General features: G+C 71.0%; 9 protein-coding genes and 3 tRNA genes. 6 read left to right on the plus strand and 6 right to left on the minus strand.

Features of this window, described 5'->3' with window-relative positions:
* Nucleotides 1-80: 80 nt before the first annotated feature.
* The 3 genes from PV963_RS14465 to PV963_RS14475 all read right to left on the minus strand — a co-directional run bounded on the left by PV963_RS14465 (nt 81) and on the right by PV963_RS14475 (nt 494).
* Nucleotides 81-154, minus strand: a tRNA-Ile gene (locus PV963_RS14465).
* Between the two features lie 189 nt (nt 155-343).
* Nucleotides 344-416 (minus strand) — tRNA-Asn (locus tag PV963_RS14470).
* Between the two features lie 5 nt (nt 417-421).
* A tRNA-Asn gene (locus PV963_RS14475) sits at nt 422-494 on the minus strand.
* A 158-nt stretch (nt 495-652) separates the two neighbouring features.
* Here PV963_RS14475 and PV963_RS14480 point away from each other — a divergent pair.
* The 4 genes from PV963_RS14480 to PV963_RS14495 all read left to right on the plus strand — a co-directional run bounded on the left by PV963_RS14480 (nt 653) and on the right by PV963_RS14495 (nt 6348).
* Nucleotides 653-958, plus strand: a complete 306-nt coding sequence (locus tag PV963_RS14480) for a YtxH domain-containing protein (protein ID WP_274816100.1) — start codon at nt 653-655, stop codon at nt 956-958.
* A 172-nt stretch (nt 959-1130) separates the two neighbouring features.
* The gene (locus PV963_RS14485; protein WP_274816101.1) at nt 1131-2576 is read left to right on the plus strand and encodes an FGGY family carbohydrate kinase; all 1446 of its coding nucleotides are present in this window, start codon (nt 1131-1133) and stop codon (nt 2574-2576) included.
* 110 nt (nt 2577-2686) lie between these two features.
* Nucleotides 2687-4420, plus strand: coding sequence for an ABC transporter ATP-binding protein (locus tag PV963_RS14490; RefSeq protein ID WP_274816102.1), 1734 nt, complete (start codon nt 2687-2689; stop codon nt 4418-4420).
* Nucleotides 4420-6348, plus strand: coding sequence for an ABC transporter ATP-binding protein (locus PV963_RS14495; protein WP_274816103.1), 1929 nt, complete (start codon nt 4420-4422; stop codon nt 6346-6348). The genes PV963_RS14490 and PV963_RS14495 overlap by 1 nt, the downstream gene beginning before the upstream one ends.
* A gap of 110 nt (nt 6349-6458) precedes the next feature.
* Here the strand turns inward: PV963_RS14495 and PV963_RS14500 are convergent, their stop codons facing one another.
* On the minus strand, nt 6459-7751 hold the full coding sequence (locus PV963_RS14500; protein ID WP_274816104.1) for an RNA polymerase sigma factor: 1293 nt from the start codon (nt 7749-7751) through the stop codon (nt 6459-6461).
* A gap of 139 nt (nt 7752-7890) precedes the next feature.
* Between PV963_RS14500 and PV963_RS14505 the strand changes: the two genes are divergently transcribed.
* The gene (locus PV963_RS14505) at nt 7891-8508 is read left to right on the plus strand and encodes a hypothetical protein (RefSeq protein ID WP_274816105.1); all 618 of its coding nucleotides are present in this window, start codon (nt 7891-7893) and stop codon (nt 8506-8508) included.
* Nucleotides 8505-9503, plus strand: a complete 999-nt coding sequence (locus PV963_RS14510) for a nucleotidyl transferase AbiEii/AbiGii toxin family protein (protein ID WP_274816107.1) — start codon at nt 8505-8507, stop codon at nt 9501-9503. The genes PV963_RS14505 and PV963_RS14510 overlap by 4 nt, the downstream gene beginning before the upstream one ends.
* Nucleotides 9504-9509: 6 nt before the next feature.
* On the opposite strand, the gene dnaG is transcribed toward PV963_RS14510, so the two are convergent.
* Both dnaG and PV963_RS14520 read right to left on the minus strand, forming a co-directional pair.
* Nucleotides 9510-11438 (minus strand): DNA primase, encoded by a 1929-nt coding sequence (gene dnaG / locus PV963_RS14515; RefSeq protein WP_274816108.1) that lies wholly within the window; start codon nt 11436-11438, stop codon nt 9510-9512.
* 38 nt (nt 11439-11476) lie between these two features.
* The gene (locus PV963_RS14520) at nt 11477-12742 is read right to left on the minus strand and encodes an NAD(P)/FAD-dependent oxidoreductase (protein ID WP_274816109.1); all 1266 of its coding nucleotides are present in this window, start codon (nt 12740-12742) and stop codon (nt 11477-11479) included.
* Nucleotides 12743-12852 lie beyond the last annotated feature (110 nt).

The following is a 12852-nucleotide window of genomic DNA, read 5'->3' on the forward strand; positions in this document are numbered from 1 at the left end:
ACAGACGCCCGGAGGGACGTCGAGCGAAAGCCCGAAAAGTCGTTTCCGCAGTTCAGAGCGTTTCTCTAACCTGCCTTTAGTGGGGCGGGTGGGACTCGAACCCACGGCCGACGGATTATGAGTCCGCTGCTCTAACCGGCTGAGCTACCGCCCCATAGCGGCGTGTCGCGTACATGTGTGCGCGCCGTCTGCCGCAGCATAGCCGCTCATACGATCTCCTGCTTCGGATGGTCGGCTTCGCACGGCCTTCGTGACCATGAGGACTGCGACCAGCCCTGCGCGGTTCCCGGAAGATCGGAACGGACATGAAAAAGGACCCCTGTGGGGGTCCTCGTTCAGCGTGCTCCCCCGACTGGACTCGAACCAGTAACCTGCCGGTTAACAGCCGGCTGCTCTGCCAATTGAGCTACGGAGGACCGAGCTCCCCGGACTGGACTCGAACCAGTAACCTGCCGGTTAACAGCCGGCTGCTCTGCCAATTGAGCTACCGAGGAAGGTCTCGTTGCATCGAACGTACCTACCTGGGTATTCGCCAGGGGGCGCGCGCTCGCTGCGACACATACATTAGCGCAAGCAGGGGGGTGCTCCGCCAATCGGTACTCCCCGGCGCCCGCGCCGCACCGGAGACCTAGGCAAGGGAAGGGTGACCGCCATGCGTTACCGGCTCACGTTCGTCGCCGGAGTCGTCCTGGGTTACGTGCTGGGCACGAGGGCCGGACGCGAGCGCTACGAACAGCTGAAGAAGTCGGCCCGCCAGTTCGCGCAGAACCCCGCCGTCCGCAACACCGCGGAGTCGGCGGCCCAGCAGGGCCGCGAGTTCGCGGGCAAGGCGTACCACGTGGTGAGCGACAGGGTCGGCGACCGCGTCCCCGACTCGGTGGCCGAGCGAGTCCGCCACCTCAAGGAGCGCGCCACCCACAACGGCGGCGAGGACGACTGGGGTACGAGCAATACGTGATCTTCGTTGGTGCCGAGATCGGTGACGCCCTTCAAGGGGCGCGGGGCCGTATCGATATGCGGCTCCGCCGCGGGGCGCGACCAGCCACAACGAGCCCGCACCAGAAACCCGGCGACACCCCCCACGGCGCCCACGGCTCAAGCCGGCGCAGCGGTACGGCAGAATTTTGGCCATGGGGATAGTCGCCGGGTTGGACAGTTCGCCCGATTTCACTCGTATCGTCGTCTGTGACACGGACACCGGAGCCGTGCTCAGGCAGGGATATGCACCGCATCCGGTGGAGAGCCCCGACGGCGGTCGGCCGTCCGACGTCGATCCGCAGGCCTGGCTGCTGTCCCTGGGCGAGGCCGCGGGCGGCGGGCTGCTGGAGGGCGTGCAGGCGATCGGCGTCTCGGCGCAGCAGAACGCCGTCGTGCCGCTGGACGCGCAGGGCAACACCGTGCGGCCGGCGATGGTCGGCGGCGACAAGCGGACGCAGGTCGCGGCGGCCGATCTCATCGACGCGCTCGGGGGGCGCGAGGCGTGGGCGCAGGCGGTGGGGTGTGTGCCGCAGGCCGCGCAGCCGGTGACGAAGCTGCGCTGGCTGGCCCGGACCGAGCCCGAGAACGCGCAGCGCACCGCGATCCTCCTGCAGGCGCACGACTGGCTGGTGTGGCAGCTGCTGGGCCGGCCGGTGCGACGGACCACCGACCGGGGCGGGGCGTCCGGGACCGGGTACTGGTCGGCGGCGACCGGCGCCTACCGGCCCGACCTGGTCGAGCTGGCGCTCGGGCACCAGGTGATGCTGCCGGAGGTGATCGGCCCGGCGGACGCGGCCGGCAGGACCCCGGAGGGGCTGCTGATCTCCGTCGGGACCGGCGAGACCATGGCGGCGGCCTTCGGGCTCGGCATCGGCCTCGGGGACGCGGTCGTCTCGCTGGGCGCGTCCGGGTCCGTGATGGCCGTCCACCCCGAGGCGCTGGTCGACGGCTCCGGGATGATCACCGCCCTCGCCGACGCGACCGGCATGCACCTGCCCGTCGTCACCACGCTGAACGCCGTACGGACGCTGCGCGGGACCGCCGAGCTGCTGGGGCTGCCCGATCTGGAGAGCCTGTCCGAGCTGGCGATGAAGTCGACGCCGGGGGCGCACGGGCTGGTGCTGCTGCCCTATCTGGAGGGTGAGCGCACGCCGAACCTGCCGCACACCGCCGGGACCCTGGCGGGCCTGCGGCGCGAGTCGATGAAGGCGGAGCATCTGGCGCGGGCCGCGTTCGAGGGCATGCTATGCGGGCTCGCGGACGCGCTGGACGTGCTGCGCGCCCGGGGCGTGGAGGTGCGGCGGGTGTTCCTGCTCGGTCCGGCCGCCGAGCTGCCCGCCGTGCAGGCCGCCGCGCCCTCGCTGTTCGGGACGCAGGTCGTGGTGCCGCAGCCGGCGGACTACGCGGCGATCGGCGCCGCCCGGCAGGCGGCCTGGGCGCTCGGGGTGTCCCAGAGCACGCTCGACGCACGGACCCCGCCGGCCTGGCACGGCGCGGTCGCGCAGGTGCTGGAGCCCGGGGAGGAGCTGGCCGTGGGGCAGGCGGTGCGGCAGCAGTTCGTGTCGGTGCGGGAGCAGACGCACCCCGGGGCCCTGTGACCGTTTGACCGCCTGTTGGGTTAATTCGGTTGAGGTAACGCGGGTGGAGTGTTCGACGATAGGGGCCAGGGGCAACCAACCGCCCCGTCGTCCACTCCGAGAGAAGCAGCGTGCTCATACGACTCCTGCGGACCTACATCAGGCCCTACAAGAGACCCATCGCCCTGCTGGTGCTGCTGCAGTTCCTGCAGACATGCGCCACGCTCTACCTGCCCACCCTCAACGCGGACATCATCGACCAGGGTGTCGTGAACGGGGACACCGGCTACATCCTGGGCTACGGCGGCCTGATGATCGGCATCTCGCTGGTCCAGGTCGTGTGCAACATCGGTGCCGTGTTCTACGGCGCCCGGACGGCGTCGGCGCTCGGGCGGGACGTGCGGGCGGCCGTGTTCGACCGGGTGCAGTCGTTCTCCGCGCGTGAGGTCGGTCACTTCGGGGCGCCCTCGCTGATCACCCGGACGACGAACGACGTCCAGCAGGTGCAGATGCTGGCGCTGATGACGTTCACGCTGATGGTGTCGGCGCCGATCATGTGCGTGGGCGGCATCGTGCTGGCGCTCGGTCTCGACGTGCCGCTGTCCGGGGTGCTGGTGGCGGTCGTGCCGGTGCTGGGCATCTGCGTGACGCTGATCGTGCGGCGGCTGCGGCCGTTGTTCCGGTCGATGCAGGAGCGGCTGGACACGGTGAACCGGGTGCTGCGCGAGCAGATCACCGGCAACCGCGTGATCCGCGCCTTCGTCCGTGACGAGTACGAGCAGCAGCGCTTCCGGAAGGCCAACGGCGACCTCACCGACTTCTCGCTGGGCACCGGCAACCTGCTCGCGCTGATGTTCCCGATCGTCATGACGGTGGTGAACCTGTCGTCGATCGCGGTGGTGTGGTTCGGCGCGCACCGGATCGACAGCGGCGGCATGCAGATCGGCGATCTGACGGCGTTCCTCGCCTATCTGATGCAGATCGTCATGTCCGTGATGATGGCCACCTTCATGTTCATGATGGTGCCGCGCGCGGAGGTCTGCGCCGAGCGCATCCAGGAGGTGCTGGACACCTCGTCGAGCGTCGTGCCGCCGTCGGCGCCCGTGCGGGAGCTGCGCCGGCACGGGCATCTGGAGCTCCGCGGGGCCGGCTTCCGCTACCCGGGTGCCGAGGAGCCGGTGCTGCGGGCCGTCGACCTCGTCGCCCGGCCCGGCGAGACGACCGCCGTCATCGGCTCGACCGGCAGCGGCAAGTCCACGCTGCTGGGGCTGGTCCCGCGGCTGTTCGACGCGACCGACGGGCAGGTGCTCGTGGACGGTGTCGAGGTGGCGGAGATCGACCCGGAGCTGCTCGCGAAGACCGTCGGGCTGGTGCCGCAGAAGCCGTATCTGTTCGCGGGCACGGTGGCGACCAACCTGCGCTACGGCAATCCGGACGCCACCGACGAGGAGCTGTGGCACGCGCTGGAGGTGGCGCAGGCCAGGGAGTTCGTCGAGCGTCTGGAGGGCGGGCTGGACGCGCCGATCGCGCAGGGCGGGACGAACGTCTCCGGTGGGCAGCGGCAGCGGCTCGCGATCGCCCGGACGCTCGTGCAGCGCCCGGAGATCTACCTCTTCGACGACTCCTTCTCCGCGCTCGACTACGCCACGGACGCCGCCCTGCGGGCCGCGCTCGCGCAGGAGACGGCCGAGGCGACCGTCGTGATCGTCGCCCAGCGGGTGGCGACCATCAGGGACGCCGACCGGATCGTCGTCCTCGACGAGGGCCGGGTCGTCGGCACCGGCCGGCACCACGAGCTGATGGCGGACAACGAGACCTACCGGGAGATCGTGCTCTCCCAGCTCACGGAAGCGGAGGCTGCCTGATGGCGGGGCCCATGGGGCGGATGATGGCCGGGGGCGGCCCCGACCAGCGCTCGCTGGACTTCAAGGGGTCGGGCAAACGGCTCGTCGCGCAGTTCCGGCCGGAGCGCGTGACCATCTACGTGCTGCTGCTGTGCGTGGTGCTCAGCGTCGGTCTCAACGTCGTCGGGCCGAAGATCCTCGGCAAGGCGACCGACCTGGTCTTCGCGGGCATCGTCGGGCGGGACATGCCGGACGGGACGAGCAAGGAGCAGGTCCTCGACTCCATGCGGCAGCGCGGGGACGGTGACGTCGCCGACATGCTGCGCAGCACCGACTTCACTCCCGGCAAGGGCATCGACTTCACGGCCGTGGGGAACGTGCTGCTGCTCGCGCTGGGCGTGTTCGTGGTGGCCGGTCTGCTGATGGCGGTGGCGACGCGGCTGGTGAACCGGGCCGTGAACCGCACCATGTTCCGGATGCGCGAGGACGTGCAGACGAAGCTGTCGCGGCTGCCGCTGTCGTACTTCGACAAGCGCCAGCGCGGTGAGGTGCTGAGCCGGGCCACCAACGACATCGACAACATCGGGCAGACGCTCCAGCAGTCGATGGGGCAGCTCATCAACTCGGTGCTGACCATCATCGGCGTGCTGGCGATGATGTTCTACGTCTCCTGGATCCTGGCGCTGGTCGCGCTGGTGACCGTGCCGCTGTCGTTCGTCGTCGCCACGCGCGTGGGCAAGCGGTCGCAGCCGCACTTCGTGCAGCAGTGGCGCTCTACGGGCAAACTCAACGCGCACATCGAGGAGATGTACACCGGGCACGCGCTGGTGAAGGTGTTCGGGCGGCAGCAGGAGTCGGCGCAGCAGTTCGCCGAGCAGAACGAGGCGCTGTACGAGGCCGGGTTCCGGGCGCAGTTCAACAGCGGGGTCATGCAGCCGCTGATGATGTTCGTGTCGAACCTCAACTACGTGCTGGTGGCGGTCGTCGGCGGGCTGCGGGTCGCCTCGGGGTCGCTGTCCATCGGTGATGTGCAGGCCTTCATCCAGTACTCGCGGCAGTTCTCCATGCCGCTGACCCAGGTCGCGTCCATGGCCAACCTGGTGCAGTCGGGTGTCGCCTCGGCGGAGCGGGTCTTCGAGCTGCTGGACGCCGAGGAGCAGAGCGCCGATCCGGTGCCGGGCGTGCGGCCCGAGGAGCTGCGCGGGCAGGTGGCGCTGGAGCACGTGTCGTTCCGCTACGACCCCGACAAGCCGCTCGTCGAGGACCTCTCGCTGAAGGTGGAGCCCGGGCAGACGGTGGCCATCGTCGGCCCGACGGGCGCCGGCAAAACGACGCTGGTGAACCTGCTGATGCGGTTCTACGACGTCACCGGCGGGCGCATCACCCTCGACGGGGTCGACATCGCGCGGATGTCCCGGGACGAACTGCGCGCCGGGATCGGCATGGTGCTCCAGGACACGTGGCTGTTCGGCGGCACGATCGCGGAGAACATCGCGTACGGGGCCGCCCGGGACGTCACGCGGGGGGAGATCGAGGAGGCGGCCCGGGCCGCGCACGCGGACCGGTTCATCCGGACGCTGCCGGACGGGTACGACACGGTGATCGACGACGAGGGGACGGGGGTCAGCGCGGGTGAGAAGCAGCTGATCACCATCGCCCGGGCGTTTCTGTCCGACCCGGTGATCCTGGTGCTGGACGAGGCGACGAGTTCGGTCGACACGCGTACGGAGGTGCTCATCCAGAAGGCGATGGCCAAACTGGCGCACGGGCGGACCTCGTTCGTCATCGCCCACCGGCTGTCGACGATCCGGGACGCGGACGCGATTCTGGTGATGGAGAACGGGGCGATCGTGGAACAGGGCGCGCACGAGGAGCTGCTGGCGGCCGACGGGGCCTACGCCCGGCTGTACAAGGCGCAGTTCGCGCAGGCGGTGGCCGAGGTCGACTGAGTTCGTCGCTCGGCGCTGGGGCTGGGCTCGGGTGGGCGCGCAACCCGGCGCTGCGGGGTGCCGCTGCGCCCACCCGTGCCGCCCCCGCGGCACGACTGCCCGCAGCTCAGTCAGTCCAGATAACCCCTCAGCTGGTCTGCGAAGGCGTGGTCGCGGAGTTTGTTGAGGGTCTTGGACTCGATCTGCCGTATCCGTTCCCGGGTGACGCCGAAGATGCGGCCGATCTCCTCCAGCGTGCGGGGGCGGCCGTCGGCGAGGCCGTAGCGGAGTTGGACGACCTTGCGCTCCCGCTCCCCCAGCGTCGACAGGACCGCTTCCAGGTGCTCCTTGAGCAGGAGGAACGCGGCGGACTCGACGGGGCTGGTGGCGTCGCCGTCCTCGATGAGGTCGCCGAGGGCTACGTCGTCCTCCTCGCCGACGGGCGCGTGCAGCGACACCGGCTCCTGGGCGAGGCGCAGCACTTCGCTGACGCGCTCCGGGGGCAGGTCGAGGTGGGCGGCGACCTCTTCCGGCGTCGGCTCGTAGCCCCGCTCCTGGAGCATGCGGCGCTGGACGCGGACGACCCGGTTGATGAGCTCCACGACGTGCACGGGGACCCGGATGGTGCGGGCCTGGTCGGCCAGGGCGCGGGACATGGCCTGGCGGATCCACCAGGTGGCGTAGGTGGAGAACTTGTAGCCGCGGGCGTAGTCGAACTTCTCGACGGCCCGGATGAGCCCGAGGTTGCCCTCCTGGACGAGGTCGAGCATGGTCAGGCCGCGCCCGACGTAGCGCTTGGCGACGGAGACGACCAGGCGCAGGTTGGCCTCGATGAGGCGGCGCTTGGCCATGCGGCCCATGACGACGAGCCGGTCGAGGTCCAGTGCCAGCTGGCTGTCCAGGTCGGCGGCGAGCCGCAGCTTCTCCTCGGCGAACAGGCCGGCCTCGACGCGGCGGGCGAGTTCGACCTCCTCGGCGGCGGTCAGCAGGGGGATGCGGCCGATCTCCCGCAGGTACTGGCGGAACAGGTCGGAGGAGGGGCCGCCGGTGTCGGGGCGGGCCCGTGGCGGTTCGACGGCCTCGACGACCTCGGTCGTCTCGACGGCCTCGGCGGGCGGCTCCTCCGGTTCCGTCTCGGGGTGGAGCACGACGCGGCCTTGCGCCGGGACGGCGGGGAGGACGTCGTCCTCCCCGTCCGGTGCGGCGCCGTCAGCGCCGATGGCGCCGCTGACGTCGGTCTGGGTGAGGGTCTGGGTCTGCACGGGGGCGACCTCCAGGATGATCGCTGCCAAGGCGGGCGGCAGCGGTACTTCGGGGGCGGAGTCGGCGGCCTCGCCGCTGTCCGTCCCGTACGCGATGAGCGGAACCGCGGGGGTCTGGGACCCGTCGGGGACGGATCGGCCGCGCTCCGAGGACTCAGGCACCGGAACCCAGTGTGGGGTAAGACACATCGTCGCCACGAGGGGCGTGCGATGACTTTTTGCTTCCGGTCCGTGACCGTGCGGTCGCCCCTGGTGGGAAACGCGGATGCCTCACGCGTCACTGGTCTGCGAGGATCGGCCGATGTCCGCTTCCCTGTACGAATCGCATGTGACGGTTCGCTGCACCGGGCCCGACGAGTCCGCGCGGCTGCGCCGCTGGGCGGCCGCGGGCGGCTTCAAACTGACGCACATCGTGCTGGCCAGGGGCCGGATGCGTGATCAGCCGATGCTGACGCTGTCCGGTTCGCCGTCGTACGCCTGCGAATCGGCGCGGGCGCGCGAGGTGGCGGCGCGCTTGCGCGCGGACGGTTTCGAGCCGGTCCGCGTGAAGATCGAGTCGTCGCCGTGGGCGCCGGAGGTGCCGCGCGAACCGTGCGACGACGGACGGTACTTCGAGCACCACGTGAAGCTGCTGCTCACCCCGGGCACGGATCTGGCGGCCCTCGCGGCCCGCGTCGTGCCGCACGGCGCCCATCTGTCGTGGAACGCCCGGCGGGTGCGGGGCGCACGGCACGAGCGGTTCGTGACCCAGCGCTGCCGCGCGGTGGACGCCGAGGGCGCCGACCAGGCGCTGGAGCGACTGCTCACGGAGCTGCAGGACTGCGTAGTGCTCGGCGTGGAGCGGGAGTTCGTGCTCCACGACAGTGACATGTCGGTGGACGAGGGATGGCTGGAGGAGCCGGTGGGGGTGCGGACATGACCGGGACGTCGTGGGAGAGGTTCGGGTGGCAGAGCCCGGAGCTGCCCCGGGAGCCGCTGGACGAGGCCACCCGCAGGGCGGAGGACCTGCCGAAGACGCTGCGGCCGGTGCCGGGGGACGACGTGGTGCAGCGCCCGGTCTTCGACCCGGCCCTGAAGCAGCATCGGAACGCCTACCGGGCCACCGACCCGAGCTTCACCGACCCGGCCCGGGGCGAGGCCTGGCGGGCCGCCCGCCGACGGGCCCTGCAGCTGGTGCTGGCGGCCGTCTCCGGTTCGCCCTGGGTGGATGCGCTGGTGCTGCGGGGCAGCGTGCTGATGTCGGCGTGGTTCGGGGAGGCCGCGCGTGAGCCCGGGGACCTGGACTTCGTCGTCGTGCCGCACACCTGGAGGATCGAGGACGGCCGGACGGACCGGATGCTGACCGGCATCGCCGAGGCGGCGCAGGAACGGGCCGAGGCGAGCGGGGACGAGGTCGGGATCTCGGCGCGCGGCGCGGTCGTCGAGGACATCTGGACCTACGAGCGGGTGCCGGGCCGGCGGATGGTGATCCCCTGGGGCGCGCCCGGGCTGCCCGGCGGCCACATCCAGCTGGACTTCGTCTTCAACGAGCGGCTGCCCGAGGAGCCCGAGCCGGTGGAGCTGCCGGGCGGGGCGCTCGTGCAGGCGGCGACACCGGAACTGTCGCTGGCGTGGAAGCTGATGTGGATCATCAACGACACATACGCCCAGGGCAAGGACCTGTACGACGCCGTCCTGCTGGCCGAGCGGCATCCGCTGCGCTATGAGCTGCTGCACGGGGTGTTCCGGCTGTCGGGCGAGTGGCCGTACCCCTACCGCGAGAAGATCCTGCTGGAGGACGTGGTGGAGGCGGTCGGGTACGTGGAGTGGAACCACTTCGTCACCGAGTACCCGCGCTTCCGGAACGACGAGCGGGAGTTCGCCGAGCGGCTGGTGCGGGCGGTGACGCCGACGTTCGAGGGGGGCGGGGCCTGACCGGCGTCAGAGCGCGGCGGCGCCGTGTTCCCGCAGGGCCTGGTCGTACTGCTGGAGGACCCAGAGCTCGTTCTGCACGGCGGCCAGCTGGGCCGCATCGCCGTGGGTGCCGAGGCGGGTGAGCTGGCCGGTGATGTCGCGGATGCGGCGCTCGACGGCGCGGCGGCGGACGGTGACCAACTGGGCGCCCGCGTAGGTCTCGTCGACGCCCTTCACGCCCTTGTGCAGCAGGATCGCCTCGACGGCCAGTTCCGTCACCATCGCGCGAACCGCGTCGTCCGGGGCGGCCTCACGGACCTTGACCAGGTAGTCCTGGGGGTCCGCGACGCCCGGTTCCGCGCCGCCGGCGTCCAGGATGGCCTGGCGGACGGCGGCGTAGGGCGGGGCGGTGAACTCGTCGACGCCGTACGCGTCGAAGGCCGGGGAGACCAACTCCGGGCGCTGGAGGGCGAGTTTGAGGAGTTCGCGTTCGGTGGCGTAGACGGGGTTGCGGAGGTTGAGGGCCGGGCCGCGCGGAGCGGCGGACGGCTGGGCGGAGGCGTAGTGCTGCGACCCGTGCTGGTGCTGGTGCCGGTCCGGGGCGGGGCCCTTGCCGCCACGGTCGCGGGCCCAGCGGGCCAGCTGGGCCACGCGCTTGACCACGAACTGGGTGTCGAGGATGCCGAGCATGCCGGCGAGCTGGACGGCGACCTCGTGCTGGGCGCCGCTGTTCTTGATGCGGGCGACGATCGGTGCGGCCTCGTCCAGGGCGGCGGCGCGGCCGGCCGGGGTGTCGAGGTCGTAGCGGCTCACGATCTGGCGGAGGGCGAACTCGAAGAGCGGGGTGCGGGGTTCGACCAGGTCCGCCACCGCCTCGTCGCCCTTGGCCAGGCGCAGGTCGCAGGGGTCCATGCCGTCGGGGGCGATGGCGATGTACGTCTCGGCGGCGAACTTCTGGTCGTCCTCGAAGGCGCGCAGGGCCGCCTTCTGGCCGGCCGCGTCGCCGTCGAAGGTGAAGATGACGCGGGCCGAGCCGTTGTCCATCAGCAGCCGGCGGAGGATCTTGATGTGGTCGCCGCCGAAGGCCGTGCCGCAGGTGGCGATGGCGGTCGTCACCCCGGCGAGGTGGCAGGCCATCACGTCCGTGTAGCCCTCGACGACCACCGCGCGGGACGTCTTCGCGATGTCCTTCTTCGCCAGGTCGATGCCGTAGAGGACCTGGGACTTCCGGTAGATCGGCGTGTCGGGCGTGTTGAGGTACTTGGGGCCGTTGTCCGCCTCGTAGAGCTTGCGGGCGCCGAAGCCGACGACCTCGCCGCCGATGTCGCGGATGGGCCACATCAGCCGGCCGCGGAAGCGGTCGATGGGGCCGCGGCGGCCCTCCTGGGCGAGGCCGGAGAGGAGGATCTCCTTGTCGGTGAAGCCCTTGCCGCGCAGATAGCGCGTGAGGTGGTCCCAGCCCTGGGGGCTGTAGCCGACGCCGAAGTGGACGGCGGCGGCCTGGTCGAAACCGCGCTCGGCGAGGAAGACGCGGCCGGTTTCGGCCTCGGGGCTCATCGCCAGCTGTTCCGCGTACCACTCGGCGGCGATCTTGTGGGCCTCGACCAGGCGGATGCGTTCGCCGCGCTGGTGGGAGGGGTTGTAGCCGCCCTCCTCGTAGCGCAGGGTGATGCCCGCCTGGCCGGCCAGGCGCTCGACCGCCTCCGAGAAGGAGAGGTGGTCGATCTTCATCACGAACGTGATGGTGTCGCCGCCCTCCTGGCAGCCGAAGCAGTGGAACAGGCCCTTGCTCGGGCTGACCTGGAAGGACGGTGACTTCTCGTCGTGGAACGGGCACAGACCCTTGAGGTTGCCGCCGCCCGCGTTCCGCAGCTGGAGGTACTCGGACACCACGGCGTCGATCGGGACCGCGTCCCGTACCGCCTTCACGTCCTCGTCGTTGATCCGTCCAGCCACGCAGCGATTCTACGGGGGCGGACCGACAGTCCTGACGGCTATGAGCCGAGGCTGTCCAGCGGCACGTGCGGGTCAGCCAGCGCCTCCGTGTTCACCCGGGCCTTGGAGCGGATCAGCTGCTGGATCTTGTCTGTGACGTCCCACACGTTCACGTTCATCCCGGCCAGCACCCGGCCCTCCTTCACCCAGAAGGCGATGAACTCGCGCCGGCTCGCGTCCCCCCGGATCACCACCTGGTCGTACGTCCCCGGCGGCGCCCAGCCGGAGTACTCCATGCCGAGGTCGTACTGGTCGGAGAAGAAGTAGGGCACCCGGTCGTACGTCACGTCCCGGCCGAGCATGCAGCGGGCGGCCGCCGGGCCGCCGTTCAGCGCGTTGGCCCAGTGCTCCACCCGCATGCTGGTCTCGAAGAGGGCGTGGTGGAAGGAGGCCACGTCGCCGGCAGCGTAGATGTCGGGGTCGGAGGTGCGCAGCCGCTCGTCGACCACGACACCGCCGCCCCGCGCCGGGCCGGCGATCTCCAGCCCGGCCGCCTCCGCGAGGGCGACCCGCGGGGCCGCGCCGATCGCGGCCAGGACGTCGTGCGCCGGGTGTTCCTCGCCGTCGTCCGTGCGGGCCGCGAGGACCATGCCGTCCTGGCCGACGATCTCGGTGAGCCGGGTGCCGAACTGGAAGCGGACGCCGTGGTCGCGGTGCAGGTCGGCGAAGAGCTGGCCGAGCTCGGGGCCGAGGACCGAGTGCAGCGGGGTCGGCCCGCGGTGGATCACGGTGACCTCCGCGCCGTACTCGCGGGCCGCCGCCGCGACCTCCAGGCCGATCCAGCCGGCGCCCGCGATCACGAGGTGGCCGTTGTCGCGGCCGAGGTTGGTCAGCACGTGTTTGAGCCGCTCGGCGTGGGCGAGGCGGCGCAGGTGGTGGACACCGGCCAGGCCCGTGCCCGGGATGTCGAGGCGGCGGGGCTCGGCGCCGGTCGCCAGGAGCAGCTTGTCGTAGCGGACGACGGTGCCGTCCTCGCCGAAGCGGACCGTCTTCGCCGTACGGTCGATCGCGTCGACGGTCTGGCCGAGGTGCAGCTCGATGTCGTTCGCCGCGTACCAGGCGGGCTCGTGCACGAAGACGCTGTCGCGTTCCTCCTTGCCGAGGAGGTAGCCCTTGGACAGCGGCGGGCGCTCGTAGGGGTGGTCACGTTCGTCGCAGATCAGTATCACGCGGCCGGTGAAGCCCTCCGCCCGGAGCGTCTCGGCCGCCTTGGCGCCGGCGAGTCCGCCTCCGACGATGACGAATGTCTGATCCGCGTCGACCACTTGATGCCTCCTCGTAAGGGTGTCGCCACTTGCGAGCGTCCCGCACGGAGCGTGATGCGGGAAGAGGGAGTGACCCGATCAGGCCACGGAGGGTCACGATCGGGCGCGCC

Source organism: Streptomyces coeruleorubidus, from assembly GCF_028885415.1.
Lineage (GTDB): Bacteria > Actinomycetota > Actinomycetes > Streptomycetales > Streptomycetaceae > Streptomyces > Streptomyces coeruleorubidus_A.